Consider the following 19,791-nt stretch of genomic DNA (forward strand, 5'->3'; position numbering starts at 1 on the left):
AGTTGGTCAGGTCCGATCGGGCCGGGCTGATCAGTACCAGTCGAGCAGCGACACGCCCACGCCCACGTAGGTGGCGTTGTGGTTGTAGTCGATCAGGCTCTCGCCGTAGCCCTTGAACACTTCCATGTAGCCGCGCAGGTTGCCGGCCACGGGAAAGCTCCAGGTGAACTGCGCCGCGCCGTGACTGCGGCTGCCGCCGCGGAACGAGTGGCGCAGCATCAGCCCGAACTCCTGGTTGTCCAGCTCGCGCACGATCTGCACCTCGCCGCGGCCCATGTAGTCGCTGATGTCCGGGTTGTTGTCGTCGGCCGCGTCCTCGGGGATGCGCCACCACGGGCGCAGCATCACGGTCCAGCCGGCGCGTTCGAAGCCGACGTCGGCGATCACCCGGTTCCAGCTGCGCGAGAGCGGATTGGATCGCCCGTTGGACTGGTGGTCCACACCGATGCCCAGCAGCCGGCCCTGCCAGCCGAACACGTCGTAGTGCGTGTTGAACACGAGCATGGCCTCCGGCTCGTAGTCCGTCTCGCGGAACGGCCGCGACAGCCGCTTGTTGTAGACCTGCCAGCGCGAGGACTGGGTATAGCCGACCCAGAGGTCGCCGCCGACGTCACCGAACACGTCCTGCGCCACCTTGGTCTTGAGGCTGAGCTGGAACTTCGCCTCCACATTCTGCAGCGCCTGGCTGGTCGGCACGGTGTTGTCGGGGTTGGGGCTGGTAGGGCGGTTGTTCTGATCGCTGGTGGCGAACACCGGCATCACGAACACCGGCTTGTAGCCGCGGATGTTGAACGTGCCGAGCTTGCTTTCCGGCGCCAGTTCCCAGCGCGAGTCGAGCAGCGACAGCGGCGCGCTCACCGCATCGTTCGGCTCCGAGCGGCGCCCGGCGTCGCGACCGAAAATGGTGGTGTCGCTGCTGTCGCTGCGCTTCTGCGCGATCGGCAGGTTCACCCGGCCGGTGGCCCTGTCGTAGCAGGCCAGCCGCTGCGAATCACTCTCGATGGCGGTGCACCCGCGGATATCCATCGGATCGGGATTCTGTGCGTGCGCCTTCATGGCGGGCAGCAGGGCGGCGGCCAGTGCGAATGGCAGGGCGAGCGGGCGAACGGGGCGGAGCGTCTTCATGACCTGGAAACCTGGCTGAGAGAGGAGTGGTTTGGGGATGGAGCAGTTCAGGGCGGATCGGCGCGGCGTGGCAGGATCGGGACGGCCGCGTAACCCGGACGGCACGCCGTGGTGCGTGAGCTTGCGGCCGCGGGCGCAGCCCCGTGGCGAAAGCACCGGACCTGCGCGCGCGCAGCCTGCGCCGTGCTGGCACGAACCTTACCTGCAGCCGCTGCATGTCGCGTGGAAGTCGCGCTGCGCCGCTTTTCGACCGGACATGCCGCGCGGCGTATACCCGACGAATCGGCGAAGGCGTCCGTGCCAGATCCATGATCGTCACTCCATGCAAGAATCCGCGGATTGGCGCGTCGGCGCCTGCTCCGGCCGGATACGACGCCGGCGCACGCTAGCAGAGAGTTTGTAAATGCCAGCTCAATCCCCTCCCGCCGCGGACGACGCACCTGGCGCCGCCCTGACCCTGCCGCAGGCACGACGGCTGCAGCTGCACGCACAGGGGCTGCTGCAGCCGCTGCGCCGCCGAGCTCGCCCGCCGGACCTCGTCGCGGCGATCGCGCGCATGCGCATGCTGCAGATCGACACCATCCACGTGGTCGCTCGCAGCCCTTACCTGGTGCTGCATGCGCGGCTGGGTGACTACCCGATGCACTGGCTCGACGAGGCCCTGGCGGCGGGCCGCATCGCCGAATGCTGGGCGCACGAGGCGTGTTTCGTGCCGGCGGCGGATTTCCCGCTGCACGACGCGTGGCGGCGGCAGCGCGGCCACCACTGGGCGCATCGTTCGGCCGCGCGCATGCACCGGGAACATCGTGCCGAGATGGAGGCGTTGCTTGAGCGCGTGGCGCAGCACGGTCCGGTGCGCGCAGCAGATTTCGCCCGCGAGGACCGCGGTGTCAGCGGCTGGTGGGAGTGGAAGCCGGAGAAGCGCTGGCTGGAGGCGTGGTTTGCATTGGGCGAGCTGATGGTGCTGCGGCGTGACAAGTTCCAGCGTGTCTACGAATTGGCCGCGCGCGTGCGCGAAAGGCTCGATCCCGCAACTGCCGTCGCCGGCGACCTGAGCGCTGCCGCGCTGCGCCGGCGTTTCATCGTCGACACCGTGCGGGCGCTTGGCGTAACGCCCGCGCGCTGGATCGCCGACTACTACCGGCTCAAGCCGCAGGTGACCGATGCGGAGCTGGCGCCGTTGCTGCGAGAAGGGGTGTTGCAAGCGGTCGCGGTGGACGGCTGGAACGCGCCCGGTTACGTGCATGTCGACGAGCTGCCCGCGCTGGCAGCCACTCGCGCCGGGCGCCTGCGTGCCACCCACACCGCGCTGCTGTCGCCGTTCGATCCGCTGGTATGGGACCGCGCACGCGCGTTGGGCATGTTCGGCTTCGACTATGCGCTGGAGTGCTACACGCCTGCACCGAAGCGGCAGTTCGGCTACTTCGTGCTGCCGATCCTGCATCGCGGCGAGCTGGTGGGGCGACTGGATGCAAAGGCGCATCGGGCGGGCGGCCAGTTCGAGGTGAAGGCCCTGTTCCTGGAGCCAGCGGTACAGCCGGATGATCGCCTCTGGCGCGAATTGGCGCTGGCCCTGCAGCGGCTGGCGCAGTGGCACGGAACGCCGGTGGTGCGGGTGGGTCCCAGCCGCCCTGCCAGCTGGGCGCGCGCACTGCAGGGCGCGCTGGCGGCCTGAGCTGGCGATCAGTCGCTGCCGCTGCTGGCAGCCTCGGCCGGCGTCATCTGGCAGGCCTTGCCATGTAGCGCCTGGCGCAGCGTGGAAGCCAGCGAGTTGCAACGGGCGGCCAGCTGCGGCCGGATCTGCGGATTGCGGGAGTCGCGCAGCAGGCTCTGGTGCATCATCTCGTAGCGGTGCTCGATCTCGTCCGGTGCGTAGATCGCGGCAGTCCGGTGGCAACCGCGGTAGCTGGACAGGTAATCGTCGCAGGCCGGGATGCCGATCGGGGCATCGCTGGACGCGTCGGCATCGGCGGCGGCTGCGCCTTCATCTGGCGCGGCCGCCGGTCGGGCCGCGGTGGCGCCGGCCGAGCTCTTCGGCGTTGCGCGAGTAGCGGAGGGTGCGGGCGAGGGCGCCGGCTCGTCGCGCCGGGTGCGGTGATCGGCACAGCCAGCGAGCAGGAGGGCGCCGACCAGGCCGGCGAAGGTTACGGTGTGGTACGTGCGCATGCTTGAGTCCCCTGAGATACCGATAGCGCGCTGACTAGACTACGGTGCAGGTCAAGAAAACCTGAACACGCGGCGATTCAGCGCAACCCGGCAGGCCATCGCGGACTGTTTCGGCGCCGGCGCGCGTGGTTATAATTTTTTCGCTGTGTTTGCCGGGGTCACCAGAGCTGCTGACCCGATGCTGCCGATGCTCATCCGCCTCATCGCTTCACCCCGAGGATTTCCGCGCATACCAGTGCAACGGCGCTCGCGGGCGCCAGTTTCGACCAGAAAACCTACGGAGTGATTCCCCATGTCTGATCGTCAGATCGGTACCGTCAAGTGGTTCAACGATGCCAAGGGCTTTGGCTTCATCAGCCGCGACAACGGCCCGGACGTGTTCGTGCATTTCCGCGCGATCACCGGCAACGGCTTCAAGAGCCTGCAGGAAGGCCAGCAGGTGAGTTTCAAGGTGGTGCAGGGGCAGAAGGGCCTGCAGGCCGAGGAAGTCACCCCGGCCTGAGCATCGCGGCTGGACCAGCGCACCAACGGAAAAGCCGGGCGTCTCGCCCGGCTTTTTTGCATCGGGCGGCGCCGCTGGACGGCCGGGAAAATCCGCTATGATTTTTTTCACTGTGTCAGCCTCGTGCCGGCAAGGGCCCGTGTCTGCCCTTCGCTCTGCGCGCACCGCCGGTCCCGTGCATGACCCAGTCGATCGCCGCCCGGGCGGGCGTACGGTCGCATCACGTCGAGCGTAATCGGAGTGGGTCATGTCGGATCGAGAGATTGGTACCGTCAAATGGTTCAACGACGCCAAGGGCTTCGGCTTCATCAGCCGTGAAAGCGGACCGGACGTGTTCGTGCATTTCCGCGCCATCACGGGCACCGGCTTCAAGAGCCTGAAGGAAGGCCAGAAGGTGAGCTTCAAGGTGGTGCAGGGGCAGAAGGGCCTGCAGGCCGAGGAAGTGGCGCCGGCCTGATCGGCGCCGTGCGACGGCGGTCATCCCGACGGCCGTCGCGACGCCTCTATGCAGCGCGCAAGGCGGCCGGCAGCTGCTGGCCGCCTTTGCGTGCGCGGCCGCGCGGGCCGATCGGGCGCGGTCGCGCGGGTCGGCACCAGCCACTACGCTGGGCGCTGGCCGTTGCGCAGGATGTCAGCACGTGGGTGTAACCAGGGAGGCGCCGAGCGACCAGGCGCCGGAGATCGTGCCGGTGGTCGCTGCCGATGGCGCTCGCTTCGAGATGATGCTCGTGCAGCCGCCTGCGGGCGCGCAGCGGGTGGTGCACTGGTTGCCGGCCATGGGCGTGCCGGCGCGGCATTACCTGCCGCTGGCCCAAGCGCTGGCCGGGCAGGGCGTGGCGATGGCGATCCACGAGTGGCGGGGTATCGGCTCCAGCGATCGTCGTGCCGGTCGCCGCACGGACTGGGGCTACCGGGAACTGCTCGAGTGCGATCTGCCGGCCTCGGTGGCGGCGTTGCGCGCGCGGGTGGGGGAGGCCAGACACGAGATGGGCGGGCACAGCCTCGGCGGCCAATTGGCGTTTCTCTATGCCGCCCTGCATCCGGATCAGGTCGATGCACTGTTGCTGGTCGCCAGTGGTTCGCCCTACTGGCGGCGTTTCCGACACGGCTGGCTGATCCGTCAGGCGTACACACTGGCGCCGCTGCTGGCGCGCTTGCGCGGGCACCTGCCCGGTCGTCGACTGGGCTTCGCGGGCAACGAGGCCCGTGGCGTGATCACCGATTGGAGCCGCACCGGCCGCACCGGCCGTTACGCCGCGCGCGGCATCGGCGATCTCGACGCCGCGCTGGCGCGGCTGCGCAAGCCGGTGCTGGCGATGCGCCTGCGCGACGACTGGCTGGCACCGGCGTCGTCGCAGGCGTGGCTGCTGGACAAACTTCCCGCGTCGCCCGCCTGCCGGCTGGAGTTCGGCCGCGAGGCGCTGGCGGGGGAGCCGGCGGGCCACTTCGCATGGATGCGTGCGCCCGCGGCAATCGCCGACGCGATCGCCCGCTGGGACGGCGGCAGAAACAGCCCGTTCGCCCAGGAAAACCAGAGCACACCTTGAAGCGGCGCCCGCGCGCCGGCACGTTTGCTCTTTCGCATCACTCCCAAAGGTCGCCCATGTCTCTTTTCGATCCGCTGCAGCAACGCTCGCTCACGCTGCGCAACCGGCTGGTGGTCTCACCGATGTGCCAGTACTCGGCCACCGACGGTTTGCCGGATGCGTGGCATCTGGTGCATCTGGGCAGCCGGGCAGTGGGTGGTGCGGCCGTGGTGATGACCGAGGCGGCGGCCGTCTCGCCCGAAGGACGCATCTCCGCCGGCGATGCCGGCCTGTGGAACGAGGCGCAGCAGCACGCGTGGGCGCCGATCACTGCATTCATCAAGGCACAGGGCGCCGTCGCGGGCGTCCAGCTGGCGCATGCCGGCCGCAAGGCCAGCACCCAGCGCCCGTGGGACGGCGGCGGCCCGCTGGCTGCCGCGGACGGCGCCTGGCTCACGGTGGCGCCTTCGGCGCTGCCGTTTGACCGCGACTGGCACGTGCCGCAGGCGCTCGACGCCGCAGGCATCGCGCGGGTGGTGGCCGATTTTCGCGCGGCGGCGCAACGCGCGCTGGCGGCCGGCTTCGAGCTGATCGAGCTGCATGCCGCGCACGGCTATCTGCTGCACCAGTTCCTGTCGCCGTTGAGCAACCGGCGGGACGACGCCTACGGCGGCAGCCTCGAGCACCGCATGCGGCTGGTACGCGAGGTGGTGCAGGCAGTGCGCGAAGTATGGCCCGCGCACCTGCCGCTGTGGCTGCGTGTTTCGGCCACCGACTGGGCTGACGGTGGCTGGGACGCCGAGCAGAGCGTGGCGCTGGCGCGGATGGTCAAGCCGCTGGGCGTGGACCTCGTGGACGTGTCCAGCGGCGGACTCGTGCCGCACGTGAAGATTCCCGTGGGGCCGGGGTATCAGGTGCCGTTTGCCGCCCGGATCCGCCGCGAGGCGGAGATCGCCACGGGCGCGGTGGGTATGATCACCGAGCCGCAGCAGGCCGACGCGATCGTGCGCGATGGCGAAGCGGACGTGGTGCTGCAGGCACGCGAGAGCCTGCGCGATCCTTACTTCCCGCGCCGCGCGGCCAAGGCGCTCGGCGCGACTATCGACGTCCCGGTGCAGTACCAGCGATCCTGGTGATGCCCTTTCCCCGTTGCCGTGGAGGCACCCCATGAACGCTTCGCCCCGCCTCATCGAAGGACGCGTGCACGACCTTGGCGACGGCTTCCGCGTGCGCCGGTTGCTGCCGGTGCTGGATGCGCGCCACGTCGGGCCGTTCGTGTTCTTCGATCACATCGGTCCGGCCGGCATGCCCGCAGGCAAGGGCATGGACGTGCGCCCGCATCCGCACATCGGGCTGGCCACCGTGACCTGGCTGTTCGACGGTGCGATCCGGCATCGCGACAGCCTGGGCAGTGCGGTGGACATCCGGCCCGGCGCGGTCAACTGGATGACTTCCGGCCGCGGCATCACCCACTCCGAGCGCACTCCGCCAGCCGAGCGCGAAGCCGGCCACACGCTGCACGGCGTGCAGGTATGGGTGGCCTTGCCGCAGCCGGACGAGGAGGTGGCGCCCGAGTTCCACCACCACGGCGCCGACGAGCTGCCCCGGATCGAGCGCGAGGGTGCCTCGCTCCGGCTGATCGCCGGCACCGCCTATGGCGAAGCGTCGCCGGTGAAGGTTTTCGCGCCGATGTTCTTCATCGAGGCCACGCTCGCGGCCGGTGCCGTACTGGAGTGGCCCGGCGAGCACGCCGAGCGCGGCGTGCACGTGATCGAGGGCGCGCTGGAGTGGGATGGCCTGGCCGTGCCGGCCGGACTGATGGCGGTGCAGGCCGGCGAGTCCGCGCCGCCGTTGCGCGCGCATGAAGCAAGCCGGGTGATGCTGTTCGGCGGTGCGCCGCTGGATGGCGAGCGCCATCTGTGGTGGAACTTCGTGTCGACCCGTCGCGAACGCATCGAGCAGGCCAAGGCCGATTGGGTGGGCGGCCGCTTCGACCGCGTGCCGGGTGACGACGAGGAGTTCATCCCGCTGCCGGCGAAGTAGCACGGTTCGCTGGTGCAAAGGCACCGCGCCGCGCGTACCCTCGGCAGGGTGCCTCGGAGACGGACATGGCCGGCTTTTCCAGCTTTCGCGAGTTCTACCCGTATTACCTGGGCGAGCACCGCAACCGCGCGTGCCGGCGCCTGCACTTTGCCGGCAGCGCGTGCGTGCTGGCGATCGTCCTCGGCGCCCTCGCCAGTGGGCACCTGGTGTGGCTGTGGCTGGCGCCGGTGGCGGGCTACGGTTTTGCCTGGATCGGACACTTCGTGTTCGAGAAGAACCGCCCGGCCACCTTCCGCCATCCGCTGTACAGCCTGGCCGGCGACTGGGTGATGTTCTTCGACGTGCTGCGTGGCCGCGTGCGGCTCTGACGTTTTCCTCCTGGCCATGAAAAAGGGCAGCCGTGACGGCTGCCCTTCTTGCTTGCCGAGCCGGCTTACTTGCGCTGGTCGGCGGTGGCGTCGCGGGCGGCGCGGAACTCGGAGTCGGTGCTCCAGTTCGGCCATTCGTCCGAGTTGGCAAGCCTGGATCCGAGCGTGTAGAGCACGCCCAGGTCGTGCGCCATGCCGGTGAAGCTCCAGTCGGCCTGCCACTGGTCGGACGGCTGGTGGTAGTGGTCCTTGGTGTAGGCCTTTTCAGCCGCTTCGCCGGCTGCCACGCCGCCGTCGGACCAGTCGTCGCCCGACCCGAACGAAATCGCCGGCACGCCGCGCTTGGCGAAGGAGAAGTGATCGGAGCGGAAGAAGTAGCCCGCCTCCGGATGCGGGTCGGGGGCATAGCTCATGCCGTCTGCCTTGGCCACCGCGACGAGGTCGTCGAGCAGACCGAGCTTGGCGCTGCCGGAGATGGTGAAGTTGCGGGCCGGCCCGTGCGGATCGAGCGCGTCCATGTTGATCACGCCTACCGTCTTGGCTTCCGGATAGAGCGGATGGGTGGCGTAGTACTCCGAGCCGAGCAGCCCCTTCTCCTCGGCGGTGACGTTGAGGAACACCACCGAACGCTCCGGCTTCGGCCCGTGCGCGAAGGCCTTGCCCAGTGCGAGCAGGGCCGCGGTGCCGGTGGCGTTGTCCACCGCGCCGTTGTAGATGCGATCACCGGTGGCATCGGGCTCGCCCACGCCCAGGTGATCCCAGTGCGCGCTGTAGAACACGGTTTCATCCGGACGCTTGGTGCCCTTGACCATGCCCAGGATGTTCTGCGAGGTGATCACCGAGGCGTCGACGTTGAACTTGGCCGAGAAGGTTTCACCCTTCAACGTCACCGGCTTGAAGTCGCGGGTCTGGGCCTGTTTCTTCAGCGCGTCGAAATCCAGCCCGGCGTCCTTGAACATCTGCACCGCGAGGTCGCGCTGGATCCAGCCCTCGACCTTGGAGTGCACCTCGGCCGGATGCTCGCGCACGATGTCGAACTGGGTGTTGGTGTTGGAGTTCTTCACCGTGGGCCAGCCGTAGGATGCCGGCGCCGTCTCGTGGATGATCAACAGGCCGAGCGCGCCCTGGCGGGCGATCTCCTCGTACTTGTAGGTCCAGCGGCCGTAATAGGTCATGGCCTTGCCGCCGAAGTCGCCCTGGCCGGTCTCGAAGTCCGGATCGTTGATCAGCGCCACCGCGATCTTGCCGTGCAGGTCCACGCCCTTGAAGTCGTCCCAGTTGCGCTCCGGTGCCTTCACGCCGTAGCCGACGAACACCAGCGGGGCGTTGGCAATGTCCACGCTGGTCGAGCCGTCCTGCGCGGCACGCACGGCGATCTGGTCGCCCTGGGTCAGCGGCTTCCGGTTGCCGTCGACGGTGAGCGCAAAGTTCGGCGTGCCGGTGATCTCGAAGCGGCCCAGCGGCACCGGCTGCGTCCACGTGCGCTTGCCGTTCTCGAGCGCGCCGGCCGGCTGCAGGCCGGCGGCCTTCATCTGGCTGATGACATAGGCGACGGTGCGCTTCTCGCCGGCGGTGGCGGGGCCGCGGCCTTCGAACGCGTCGGAGGCGAGCGTCTTCACCTGCTCGGAAAGGTAGTGCGGGTCGAACGTGGGCGCCTTGGTGGCGTCGGTGGCGGACGCCGCGGTGGCGAGCGCGGCAAGGATCGAACAGGCAAGCAGTCGTTTCACGATGGAGGCACCTGCGTTGGGGGAGACCCTCCGATCCTACCCATATCGCAAGCGCGGCCCAATACGGCGAACGTCTCAGCCGGCGGGCGCCGAGCCGTCCTGCTCGCGCAGCCACCGGCGGTAGCAGACGATCCGGTCGAGCTCGAAGCGGCTGTTGACGTCGTCGATGACCGCGTAGTGGTACCAGTGCTCGCCGCGCACCGTGGTGGCCGGCACCATGCGCACCGGCGGCGCGTCCGGTTCGCCGCTGTAGAAACCGTCGCGACTGGCGAACCAGGGCAGGGCGGTGCCGTCGCGCAAGGCGTTCAGCACCTCGATCGAGGCGCCCAGGTCGCTGGCGATCTCGTAGTGCGTGCGCAGATCGTCGTCGGTCTGGATCAGCACGAAGCGGCCGTCGCCATCGGCGTCGAGCAGCAGCAGACCGGTGGGGTTGACGTGCAGGTAGCACTCGATGGCGGCGAAGTCGGCCACGATGCGGCGCATGATCGGCACGAACACCGGGTCGCGCAGGAAGCGCACGTCGCCCAGTGCCATTGCCTCGGAGACGAACCGGCCTGCCCGCTCGAAATAGCGCTGCTGCAGCGTGACGATCGCCTGCTGCAGTTTTTCCATCGCCTTGGGATCGTTCTTGCGGATGAAGCGGTCGATCAGGCCGGAGTTGAACGCCTCGATCGCCGTCTCGTCGTCCGCCCGGCCGGTGAGCAGCACCTTGCCGATGTGCGGGTTTGCGATCTGCCGGCAGAACTCCAGCCCGTCCATTTCCGGCATCGCCTGGTCCACCACCACCACCGACACTTCGGCGAAGCGCGCGGGGTCGTGCATGGTGCGCACGATCGAATCGATGTCCAGCGCCACCAGCTCGCGGTTGGGCGACGGATGCTCGTGCCAGCGGTACAGCCAGCCGCCGCCAGGCACGTCGCGGCTGTCGTTGTGGCGCAGGTCCGCCAGCGCCTGCCGCGGCGAGCTGTAGCTCTTCAGCCGCTGCAGCGGGTCGAGCATCAGCGGCACCACGCCGAGGTAGCTCTCGTGGTCGTCCACCATCACCGTGGTCGTGGGGAACTGGAAGGCGGGTACGCCGTAGTCGAAGGACAGCCTCATGCGCGCGCATCCGTTTCGCGGGAGGGGAAGGAGATCACGAACTCGGTGAACGCGCCCCAGCGGGAGCGGCACTGGATGTCGCCGCCCATCCGCTCGACCGCCTCGCGCGAGAACGCCAGGCCGATGCCGAGTCCGGCCACGCCCGCGCCGTCCTCGCTATAGGAATAGAACCGATTGAAGATGCGCGGCAGCACGTCCGGGGGAATCCCGGGTCCGGTGTCGCGCACGACGATCCGCCCGCTGCCCTGGCCGCGCTCCACCTGCACGTCGATCTCGCCCTTGCCGGCGCGCCCGGTGTGGAACAGCGCGTTTCGCAGCAGGTTGAAGATCACGTGCATCAGCAGCGTCTCGCTGCCGAGCAGCGGAAAGTCGTCCTCGCCGCGCAGGTGCACCCGCTCCTGCTCGGCGCGCGAGGCGTAGGGGTACCGCTCCAGCGCCGTGCGCACCAGCGCGCGCGCCTGCAACCGGTCGAGCTGCTGGGGGTCCAGCGGGCGGGCCGCCATCAGCAGCATGTCGATCACCGTGTGCGCATGCGCCACCTCGTGCTCGATGGTGTCCATGCCGCGCTCCAGCGCCTCCAGGTGGGCGCCGCGCAGCGCCACCACCGGCAGCCCGGCGTCCTGCGCGAGCCGGTGCCCGGCGACCAGGTCCGGCAGGTAGCGGCGGAACGCCTGCCCGGCGATCTGCAGCGAGCCCAGCGGCGTGCGCAGCTCATGGGCGATGTTGTTGGACGCGCGCGTGAGTGCCTGGATCCGCGCCAGATCGGCGTGCTTCTGCGACAGGCTGGCCAGCGGCCCCAGCGCCAGCGCCATCGCCAGCAGCGGCAGGTACAGCAGCAGCGGCGCCACCGGCATGGCCGCGTGCGGCCCCACCAGCCAGGCGATCCACGCCAGTACCGAGCCCAGCGCGAAGATGCCCAGGAAGCTGGTCAGGTCGAACATCATCATCGTGAGGTAGATCGAGGCCAGGTGGATCAGCAGCCACGGCGTGCTGCCGCCGTTGCGCAGCAGCATGTAGCCGGCGAAAAACGGCAGCACGAAGGTCACCACGCCATACCAGTACGCCGGCAGCAGCGCGCGCAGGCGCCGCGGCCACCAGTGCAGCAGCGCCAGCGGCAGCAGTACCGCGCATCCGGCCAGCCGCAGCGCGAGGCTCTCGTAAGGCTGCGGCAGCGCGTACTTCCACACCGGGTAATACAGCAGCATGCACGCGGCGCCGATCGCGCTCATCGCCACCAAGGTGGGCTGCGACGGGCTGGCGTGCTTGAACATGGCATCGTCCAGCCGCTGCAGCTTCTGCCGCAGGCGCTGCCGGAACAGGGGGCGTGACGATGGCATGGCGTGGGCGCGGCGGCGTCAGCGGTACTGCTTGTGGCAGCTGTCGCAGGCTTCTTCCACCGGCTTGATCGCGTCAGCCAGGGCCGCGCAGGTGGTCGGCGCTGCCGCGGTCGCGTTGCGCAGCGTGCCCTGCAGCTTGTCCGAGGCGTCGAGGAACGGCTGCTCGGCGCCCTTGAAGGCGGCCGGGATGTCGAACGCGACCGAACGCAGGCGATCGAGCTGTGCACCCGTGGCGGCGGCATCGCACTGCTTGGCCTTCACCGCGTGCTCCAGCTGGCTCACGTGGTACGCCATCACCGTCATCACCGCCTTGGGCAGGGGCGTGCGCTGGTGCAGCGCGCTGATGGTGAAGGTAGTGCCGAGGATGCCGATGACCAGCCCCAGGGCAATCAGTAGAGCAGCTCGCATGGCAGGGGATTCCCGTGGAAAAAGACTGGCGGAGCATAGCCGAGCGGCGGTGCCTTGCCATCCGCACGCGGCTGCACGACGCGCTCGCGCTTACAATTGCCGGCCGTTCCCACCGGAGTTCGCCATGTCGTTGCTTCCACCCCGCCGGCCGGTATGCCCGTGAGCCACGGCGAGACCACCCTGCGCGAGCGCTTCGCCGGCATCGAGCGGCTGTACGGCGCGGGCAGCCTGTCGCTGCTGTCGGCCCGGCACGTGTGCGTTATCGGCGTGGGCGGCGTCGGCTCGTGGGCGGCCGAGGCGCTGGTGCGCAGCGGGGTGGGTCGGCTCACCCTGATCGATGCCGACGAGGTCTGCGTGTCCAACACCAATCGGCAGATGCATGCGCTGGACGGCGAATACGGCAAGCCCAAGGTGGGCGTGATGGCCACGCGCCTGCATGCGATCAACCCGCAGCTGCGGCTGGAGGCGATCGAGCGCTTCCTCACCCCGTCCACGCTGGACGAGCTGCTCGATCGCGGCTACGACGTGGTGCTGGATGCCTGCGATGCGTTCCGGGTCAAGCTCGAGGCGATCGCCTGGTGCCGCCGCCGCAAGCTGCCGATGGTTACCGTGGGCTCGGCCGGCGGGCGCACCGATCCGACCCAGATCCGCGTGCGCGACCTGTCGCGCACCGAGCACGACGCGATGTTCAGCCTGATCCGCAAGAAGCTCCGGCAGGACTTCAATTTCCCCCGCAGCCCGTCGCGCTACTTCGGCGTGTCCGCGGTGTACTCGCTGCAGAACGTGCAATACCCGCAGCCGGACGGCACCGTCTGCGGCACCCGGCCGCCGGGCGGCGACACCCTGAACCTCGCCTGCGGCGGCGGCCTCGGGGCGGCGACCCATGTCACCGGTGCCTTCGCTTTCGCGGCCGTGGGCAAGGTGATGGAGAAGCTGCTCGAGAAGCGCGACTCCCCTGCCGGGGAGTGACACGAACATGAAGAAGCCGGGCGCGTGGCCCGGCTTGGTTCTGCGCGGCACGTCCGGCGGTTCCCTGCCGGCTGCCCACCATGGGTTGTTCACCAGCCCATGTAATGCCCGCCGTTGATGGCGAGGTTGGCGCCGGTGATCCAGCTGGCCATGTCGCCGGTGAAGAACGCCACGGCATGGGCGATTTCCTCCGGCTTGCCGAGGCGGCCGACCGGGATCTGCGCCACGATCTTCTCGCGCACGTCCTCCGGCACCGCCATCACCATGTCGGTGCCCACGTAGCCGGGCGAGACGGTGTTGACGGTGATGCCGAACTTCGCGTTTTCCTGCGCCAGCGAGATGGTGAAGCCGTGCATGCCGGCCTTGGCGGCGGCGTAGTTGGCCTGACCGTACTGGCCCTTCTGGCCGTTGATCGAGCTGATCTGCACGATGCGGCCCCACTTGCGCCCACGCATGCCCTCGATCACCAGGCGGGTGACGTTGAAGCAGGCGTTCAAGTTGGTGTTGATCACCTCCGTCCACTGCTGGTAGTTCATCTTGTGGAAGGTGGTGTCGCGGGTGATGCCGGCGTTGTTGACCAGGATCTCCACCGGGCCACACTTCTCCTCGATCCCCTTGATCATGGTCTCGCACGAGGCGGGGTCCGCCACGTCGCCCTGCACCATGCACACCTCGATGCCCTCGGCAGCCATCGCCTTGCGCCACTGCTCGGCACGCTCCGCATCGCGGTAGTTGGATGCCACCCGATGGCCCTGGCCGGCCAGGTAGCGGACGATGGCGGTGCCGATGCCGCCGGTGCCCCCGGTGACGAGTGCGGTGCGCTGGGTCATGTCTTCGATCTCCTTGCAGTAGACGGATGTCGCGCCGGGGCCGATGGCGCGGGTGACGGGCGAGCGTGGGGAATCAGGGATACCACGCCTTTATAGCGTTTCAGATGTCCAGACGACCGCTGCATTGCCGCAATTGCGCCCGGTCGAATTGCGCCGCCGCCTGCGCCAGCAGTTCCTGCGCGCCGGCGGCAGGCTCCGCGTGCGGCAGGCCGAGGAACGCCAGCGCCCGACGCAGCGCCGGCAGCGGGTCGGACGGGTCCACCGCGTTGGCGCGGGTCGACTTGGAGAGCTTGCGGCCTTGCCCGTCCAGCACCAGCGGCAGGTGCAGGTAGCGCGGCGTCAGCAGGCCCAGGCAGCGCTGCAGGTAGATCTGGCGCGGCGTGGTGTCGAGCAGGTCGGCGCCGCGCACCACCTCGGTGATGCCCTGCACCGCATCGTCCACCACGCAGGCGAGCTGGTAGGCGTAGAACCCCTCGACCCGACGGATCACGAAATCACCCGCCACCTCGCGCAGGTTCTGCCGCTGCGGGCCCTGCAGGGCATCGTCGAAGTCGATCTCGATATCGGGCACGCGCAGCCGCCAGGCCGGCGCGCGCTCGAGGTCCGGCGGGGCCACGCACGCGCCGTCGCGATGCAGGCCGCCATGGATGGCCAGGTCGCTGCGGCTGCACCAGCAGGGAAAAACCTGGTTGGCCGCGCGCAGCTGCTCGAACGCGACGTCATAGGCGCCCCGGCGCTCGGACTGGAACAGCACCGGTCCGTCCGGTAGCAGCCCGAACGCCGGCAGCGCCGCCAGGATCGCCTGGGCCGAGCCGGCCACGGCGCGCGGCGGGTCGATGTCTTCCATGCGCACCAGCCACTGTCCGCCACCGGCCCGGGCGCACAACCAGCTGCCCACGGCCGCCACCAGCGAGCCGAAATGCAGCAGCCCGGTGGGCGAGGGGGCAAAGCGGCCGCGGTAGGTCATCACGCCATTCTAAGCGGCGCCCGCGCGCCGTCTACCGCCTCGCGCGGGCGCCGTGAACCCTTGAAACCCGGTGCGTGCGCCCCGAATAGCTGCACACGGCAGCCACGGCGCTGCCGCGGTTCCCCACGGTCAAGACCAGAGAGACAGCCATGCGTCGCATCGCCCTGTTCATAGCCACCAATATTGCGGTCCTGCTGCTGCTGAGCATCGTCTGCCACCTGCTGGGCATCGACGCCATGGCCGCCGAGCGCGGCTACGGCGGCATGACCGGGCTGCTGGTATTTGCCGCGGTCTTCGGCATGGGCGGCGCTTTCGTGTCGCTGGCCATGTCCAAGTGGATCGCCAAGCGCAGCACCGGCGCGCGGGTGATCGAGCAGCCCGCCAACGAAACCGAACGCTGGCTGGTCGATACGGTTCGACGCCACGCGCAAGCCGCCGGCATCGGCATGCCCGAGGTGGCGATCTACGACGCGCCGGAGATGAACGCCTTCGCCACCGGCATGAGCCGCGACAAGGCGCTGGTGGCGGTCAGCTCCGGCCTGCTGCAGCAGATGGACCGCGAGCAGGTCGGCGCCGTGCTCGGTCACGAGATCGGCCACGTCGCCAATGGCGACATGGTCACGCTGACGCTGATCCAGGGCGTGCTCAACACGCTGGTGATCCTGGCCTCGCGCATCGTCGGCCGGGTGGTCGACAGCTGGCTGTCCGGCGGGCGCGACAACCGCGGCGGCGGGATCGGCTATTTCGTCTCGGTGATGGTGCTGCAGGTGGTGTTCGGCCTGTTCGCCTCGATGATCGTCGCGGCGTTTTCGCGCTGGCGCGAGTACCGTGCCGATGCCGCCGGTGCCACCTTCGCCGGCCGCGGCGCAATGATCTCGGCGCTGCAGCGGCTCAAGGTCAACCACGGCGAAAGCACGTTGCCGACCATCATGGCGGCGTTCGGCATCTCCGGGCCGCTGGCTGCCGGCATCCAGCGCCTTTTCATGAGTCACCCGCCGCTGGACGAGCGCATCGCGGCGCTGCAGAGCGGCGCGGCGCGCTGAATCGAACCCTCGCCCCGCCGGGGAGAGGCAGGGTGAGGGTGCCGGCCGGAAGCCTTCGCTCCCCCACCGTCATTCCGGCGTTCGCCGGGGTGCCGGCAGAACCATCGAGTCCCCATCCAAGCAACCGCAACAAACGGAACCACCACGCATGAACGCACCCGCCGAAACCCGCAAATTCGAAGCCGAAGTCGCCCAGGTGCTGCACCTGGTCACGCACTCGCTCTACTCGCACAAGGAAATCTTCCTGCGCGAGCTGATCTCCAACGCCTCCGATGCCTGCGACAAGCTGCGGTTCGAGTCCATCGCCCAGCCCGACCTGCTCAGCGGCGACGGCGAGCTGCACATCGACGTGAGCTGGGACGAAACCGCCCGCACCGTCACCGTGCGCGACAACGGCATCGGCATGACGCGCGATGAAGTGGTCGCCAACATCGGCACCATCGCCAGCTCCGGCACCCGCCGCTTTCTGGAGGCGATGAGCGGCGAGCAGAAGGCTGATGCGCGGCTGATCGGCCAGTTCGGCGTGGGCTTCTATTCCGCCTTCGTGGTGGCCGACCGGGTCACCGTGATCACTCGCCGCGCCGACGCGCCGGAGGGCGAGGGCGTGAAGTGGGAAAGCGACGGCAAGGGCGAGTATTCGCTCGAGCAGGTCGACGCGCCGCAGCGCGGCACTGCGGTGATCCTGCACCTGAAGGCCGATGAGGACGAGTTCCTCAAGGGCTGGCAGCTCAAGTCGCTGATCCGCAAGTACTCCGACCACGTGGCCTTCCCCATCCGCATGCCGAAGGAACAAGACGGCAAGCCGACCGACGAGTTCGAAAGCACCAACGCCGCCTCGGCGCTGTGGACCAAGCCCAAGAGCGAGATCTCCGACGAGGATTACCAGGGGTTCTACAAGTCGCTCGGCCACGATTTCAACGACGCGCTGGCCTGGAGCCACAACCGGGTCGAGGGCAGCCAGAGCTTCACCACCTTGCTGTACCTGCCCTCGCAGCCGCCGTTCGACCTGATGATGGGCGGGCGCGACGAGCGCAAGGGGCTGAAGCTCTACATCAAGCGCGTCTTCATCATGGACGCCGCCGAGGAGCTGCTGCCGAACTACCTGCGCTTCGTGCGCGGCGTGGTCGATGCCGATGACCTGCCGCTCAACGTCAGCCGCGAGCTGCTGCAGCAGAACCGCAACCTCGACCGGATCAAGTCCGCCTGCGTCAAGCGCGTGCTCGACCTGATCGAAAAGCTGGCGCGCGACGAGCCGGAGAAATTCGCCACCTTCTACAAGGCCTTCGGCAACACGCTCAAGGAGGGCATCGCCGAGGACGCCAACAACCGCGAGCGCATTGCCAAGCTGCTGCGCTTCGCCAGCACCAAGGGTGAAGGCACCGCGCAGAACGTTTCGCTGGACGACTACATCGGCCGCATGGCGGTGGGCCAGGACACGATCTGGTACATCACCGCCGACAGCTACGCCGCCGCCGCCGGCAGCCCGCAGCTGGAAGCGTTCAAGGCCAAGGGCATCGAAGTGCTGCTGATGTCCGACCGCATCGACGAGTGGATGATCGGCTCGCTCTCCGAGTACGAGGGCAAGAAGCTCAAGAGCGTGGCCAAGGGCGACGTGCCGCTGGACGAGGCCGACAAGCAGAAGCAGGAAGAAGCCACCAAGGCGGCCGAGCCGCTGCTGAAGAAGCTCAAGGAGCTGCTCGGCGATCGCGTGGGCGAGGTGAAGGTTTCCGCCCGTCTCACCGACAGCCCGTCGTGCCTGGCGCTGAGCGATTACGAGATGGCGCCGCATCTGGCCCGACTGCTGCGCGAGGCGGGGCAGGACATGCCCGAGAGCAAGCCCACGCTGGAGATCAACCCGGCGCACGCGCTGGTGAAGCGGGTGGAGAGCGAGACGGACGAGAGCAAGGCACGCGACCTGGCCACCCTGCTGCTGGAGCAGGCGGAAATTTCCGCCGGCGCGCAGCTGCCGGACCCGGCCGCGTTCGTGCAGCGCATGAACCGGGTGCTGCTGGGCTAGTCGCTCGTTGTTCTGAAGACCGAGGCGGCCCGCTCCCGGGCCGCCTCGACCGTCGCGGAGAGGGCGCGGCCAGGCCCGCAAAGCGCGCAAGCAACCAGCTGGTCGCGCAGCAGAACGACACCGGGCAAAACGCCTGCGCTTCGTTGACGTTCGCTGTTGCGGCGGGGCGAGGCGCTCGCTTGCGGCTTTCATGCCGTGCGCTGCCGGGACTGTCCCGCCGCCGTCAGCCGCACACTTTTCAAACGGCTGAGCCTCCCATTCCGGAGCCGCCACCAGACGATTCCAACGCATGCTCTGTACCGATTGCCAATCCGGCTACCACGCGCCGTACGACCGCTTCGAGCGCATGGCGGCCAATCCGAAGGTGCCCAGTTTCCTGATGCGCTGCAGGCAGTGCGGCGCGCTGTGGAACGAGACCTCCGGCGTGCCGGAGTTGCTCACCCGCACCCATGCGCGCGACCTCTACCCGCGGGCGCGGATCTAACACCGCGGGGTCGCCAGCGTCATGCGCCAAAGAGGGAGCGGCCGAGGGAGCCGAGGCCAAGGCTCGTAGCCCCGCGAACGTCTGAAAGCGCGATTCTTCCGGAGCCGGACGATCCGCGCCGCCGCCGCGCGCATGCACGCATGCCAGGCCATGGTCAGTGGCATGGGTCCCGCGCGCAGGGCGGGCGTGGCGAAGCAATGCTCATCCCTCCCGAACGAACTCCACGAACGCGCGCAGCGGCGAGGGCAGGTGGCGGCGGCCGGCGTAGTACAGATACGGTCCGGGGAAGCTCTGCCACCACGGCTTCAGCACCGGCACCAGCGCGCCGCTGTCCAGGTGGGGCTGCAGCCAGTCCTCGAACAGATGGATGATCCCCAGGCCGTCGACCGCGGCCTGCACCGCAAGGTCGAGCGCCGCGCCCAGCCTTACCTGCAGCGGACCCGGGGGATCCACCCGCACCACCTCGCCGGCCCGCTCGAACTCCCACGCCGGCACCGCGCCGCCGGAGAACTGGCCGCGCAGGCAAGCGTGCTGCAGCAGGTCACGCGGGTGGCGCGGGCTGCCACGTTCGGCCAGGTAGGCGGGCGCGGCGGCGGTGACCAGGCGCTGCGTCTTCGGGCCGATCGGCAGCGCGATCATGTCCTGCTCCAGCCGCTCGTCGTAGCGGATGCCGGCGTCGCAGCCGCTGGCCATCAGATCGACCAGGCTGTCCTCCACGACCACCTCCAGCCGGATCTCCGGGTAGCGTTTGAGGAACGGCGTGATGATGTTCGGCAGCACCGTGCGCGCCACGTTCGCCGGCACGTTGAGCCGCAGCGTGCCCGCCGGCCGGTCGCGAAAATGGTTGACCACGTCCAGCGAGGCCTGCACTTCGGCCAGCGCCGGCGCCAGCCGCTCGGCCAGTCGCGCGCCTGCCTCGGTGGGCGAAACGCTGCGGGTGGTGCGATGGAGCAGGCGCATGCCCAGGCGCGCTTCGAGCCGGCGCACCGCCTCGCTCAGCCGCGAGGCGGAGTCACCGCCGCTGCGTGCGGCTTCCCGGAAACCGCCCGCGCGAAGCACCCGCAGGAACGCCTGCAGATCCTGCAGCTCATACGCCATTGTCCGGATCTCCGTACAGCCCGTACTGATTGTGCCGGATTATCAGGCCGCTACCGGTCGGCCATAGTGCAGCGCATCCCTTC

20 protein-coding genes are annotated in these 19,791 nt (G+C 69.0%); 11 read left to right on the forward strand and 9 right to left on the reverse strand.

Features of this window, described 5'->3' with window-relative positions; genetic code table 11:
- Window positions 1-30: 30 nt before the first annotated feature.
- On the reverse strand, window positions 31-1,125 hold the full coding sequence (locus tag VFG40_RS01875) for a phospholipase A (RefSeq protein ID WP_324894310.1): 1,095 nt from the start codon (window positions 1,123-1,125) through the stop codon (window positions 31-33).
- 403 nt (window positions 1,126-1,528) lie between these two features.
- Here VFG40_RS01875 and VFG40_RS01880 point away from each other — a divergent pair, with 403 nt between their 5' ends.
- Window positions 1,529-2,800 (forward strand): winged helix-turn-helix domain-containing protein, encoded by a 1,272-nt coding sequence (locus tag VFG40_RS01880; RefSeq protein WP_324894312.1) that lies wholly within the window; start codon window positions 1,529-1,531, stop codon window positions 2,798-2,800.
- A gap of 8 nt (window positions 2,801-2,808) precedes the next feature.
- On the opposite strand, the gene VFG40_RS01885 is transcribed toward VFG40_RS01880, so the two are convergent.
- Window positions 2,809-3,291: a hypothetical protein gene (locus VFG40_RS01885; protein WP_324894314.1), complete on the reverse strand. Its 483-nt coding sequence runs from the start codon at window positions 3,289-3,291 to the stop codon at window positions 2,809-2,811.
- 292 nt (window positions 3,292-3,583) lie between these two features.
- On the opposite strand from VFG40_RS01885, the gene VFG40_RS01890 reads away from it, so the two are divergent.
- The 6 genes from VFG40_RS01890 to VFG40_RS01915 all read left to right on the forward strand — a co-directional run bounded on the left by VFG40_RS01890 (window position 3,584) and on the right by VFG40_RS01915 (window position 7,730).
- Window positions 3,584-3,793, forward strand: a complete 210-nt coding sequence (locus VFG40_RS01890) for a cold-shock protein (protein WP_324894316.1) — start codon at window positions 3,584-3,586, stop codon at window positions 3,791-3,793.
- 247 nt (window positions 3,794-4,040) lie between these two features.
- Window positions 4,041-4,250, forward strand: a complete 210-nt coding sequence (locus tag VFG40_RS01895; protein ID WP_324894318.1) for a cold-shock protein — start codon at window positions 4,041-4,043, stop codon at window positions 4,248-4,250.
- 181 nt (window positions 4,251-4,431) lie between these two features.
- Window positions 4,432-5,340: an alpha/beta hydrolase family protein gene (locus tag VFG40_RS01900; RefSeq protein WP_414649226.1), complete on the forward strand. Its 909-nt coding sequence runs from the start codon at window positions 4,432-4,434 to the stop codon at window positions 5,338-5,340.
- 56 nt (window positions 5,341-5,396) lie between these two features.
- Window positions 5,397-6,455, forward strand: coding sequence for an NADH:flavin oxidoreductase/NADH oxidase (locus tag VFG40_RS01905; RefSeq protein ID WP_324894320.1), 1,059 nt, complete (start codon window positions 5,397-5,399; stop codon window positions 6,453-6,455).
- Between the two features lie 31 nt (window positions 6,456-6,486).
- Window positions 6,487-7,362 carry a pirin family protein gene (locus VFG40_RS01910; RefSeq protein WP_324894322.1) on the forward strand — a complete coding sequence of 292 codons (876 nt, stop codon included), beginning with the start codon at window positions 6,487-6,489 and terminating at the stop codon, window positions 7,360-7,362.
- Window positions 7,363-7,427: 65 nt separating this feature from the next.
- On the forward strand, window positions 7,428-7,730 hold the full coding sequence (locus VFG40_RS01915) for an Mpo1-like protein (RefSeq protein ID WP_324894324.1): 303 nt from the start codon (window positions 7,428-7,430) through the stop codon (window positions 7,728-7,730).
- A 65-nt stretch (window positions 7,731-7,795) separates the two neighbouring features.
- On the opposite strand, the gene VFG40_RS01920 is transcribed toward VFG40_RS01915, so the two are convergent.
- From VFG40_RS01920 to VFG40_RS01935, 4 genes are all read right to left on the reverse strand, one after another.
- Window positions 7,796-9,457, reverse strand: coding sequence for a M28 family metallopeptidase (locus VFG40_RS01920; protein WP_414649227.1), 1,662 nt, complete (start codon window positions 9,455-9,457; stop codon window positions 7,796-7,798).
- Window positions 9,458-9,532: 75 nt separating this feature from the next.
- Window positions 9,533-10,555 (reverse strand): response regulator, encoded by a 1,023-nt coding sequence (locus tag VFG40_RS01925; protein WP_324894326.1) that lies wholly within the window; start codon window positions 10,553-10,555, stop codon window positions 9,533-9,535.
- Window positions 10,552-11,892, reverse strand: coding sequence for a sensor histidine kinase (locus VFG40_RS01930; RefSeq protein ID WP_324894328.1), 1,341 nt, complete (start codon window positions 11,890-11,892; stop codon window positions 10,552-10,554). Before VFG40_RS01930 ends, VFG40_RS01925 begins: the two co-directional genes overlap by 4 nt.
- A gap of 18 nt (window positions 11,893-11,910) precedes the next feature.
- On the reverse strand, window positions 11,911-12,300 hold the full coding sequence (locus tag VFG40_RS01935; RefSeq protein WP_324894330.1) for a cytochrome C: 390 nt from the start codon (window positions 12,298-12,300) through the stop codon (window positions 11,911-11,913).
- A 153-nt stretch (window positions 12,301-12,453) separates the two neighbouring features.
- On the opposite strand from VFG40_RS01935, the gene VFG40_RS01940 reads away from it, so the two are divergent.
- Window positions 12,454-13,269: a tRNA threonylcarbamoyladenosine dehydratase gene (locus tag VFG40_RS01940; protein ID WP_324894332.1), complete on the forward strand. Its 816-nt coding sequence runs from the start codon at window positions 12,454-12,456 to the stop codon at window positions 13,267-13,269.
- 89 nt (window positions 13,270-13,358) lie between these two features.
- On the opposite strand, the gene phbB is transcribed toward VFG40_RS01940, so the two are convergent.
- Together phbB and gluQRS are read right to left on the reverse strand one after the other, a co-directional pair.
- Window positions 13,359-14,099, reverse strand: a complete 741-nt coding sequence (phbB, locus tag VFG40_RS01945; RefSeq protein ID WP_324894334.1) for an acetoacetyl-CoA reductase — start codon at window positions 14,097-14,099, stop codon at window positions 13,359-13,361.
- A 100-nt stretch (window positions 14,100-14,199) separates the two neighbouring features.
- Complete coding sequence (gene gluQRS, locus VFG40_RS01950; protein ID WP_324894336.1) at window positions 14,200-15,066, reverse strand: tRNA glutamyl-Q(34) synthetase GluQRS; 867 nt, start codon at window positions 15,064-15,066, stop codon at window positions 14,200-14,202.
- A 149-nt stretch (window positions 15,067-15,215) separates the two neighbouring features.
- On the opposite strand from gluQRS, the gene htpX reads away from it, so the two are divergent.
- The 3 genes from htpX to VFG40_RS01965 all read left to right on the forward strand — a co-directional run bounded on the left by htpX (window position 15,216) and on the right by VFG40_RS01965 (window position 18,610).
- Window positions 15,216-16,109 carry a protease HtpX gene (gene htpX / locus VFG40_RS01955; RefSeq protein WP_324894338.1) on the forward strand — a complete coding sequence of 298 codons (894 nt, stop codon included), beginning with the start codon at window positions 15,216-15,218 and terminating at the stop codon, window positions 16,107-16,109.
- A 148-nt stretch (window positions 16,110-16,257) separates the two neighbouring features.
- Window positions 16,258-18,126, forward strand: coding sequence for a molecular chaperone HtpG (gene htpG / locus VFG40_RS01960; protein WP_324894340.1), 1,869 nt, complete (start codon window positions 16,258-16,260; stop codon window positions 18,124-18,126).
- 289 nt (window positions 18,127-18,415) lie between these two features.
- The gene (locus VFG40_RS01965; protein ID WP_324894342.1) at window positions 18,416-18,610 is read left to right on the forward strand and encodes a hypothetical protein; all 195 of its coding nucleotides are present in this window, start codon (window positions 18,416-18,418) and stop codon (window positions 18,608-18,610) included.
- Between the two features lie 201 nt (window positions 18,611-18,811).
- Here VFG40_RS01965 and VFG40_RS01970 read toward each other — a convergent pair whose 3' ends face one another.
- Complete coding sequence (locus tag VFG40_RS01970; RefSeq protein ID WP_324894389.1) at window positions 18,812-19,687, reverse strand: LysR family transcriptional regulator; 876 nt, start codon at window positions 19,685-19,687, stop codon at window positions 18,812-18,814.
- Window positions 19,688-19,791: the final 104 nt, after the last annotated feature.

The organism is Dyella sp., assembly GCF_035685805.1.
Classification (GTDB): Bacteria; Pseudomonadota; Gammaproteobacteria; order Xanthomonadales; family Rhodanobacteraceae; genus Dyella_A.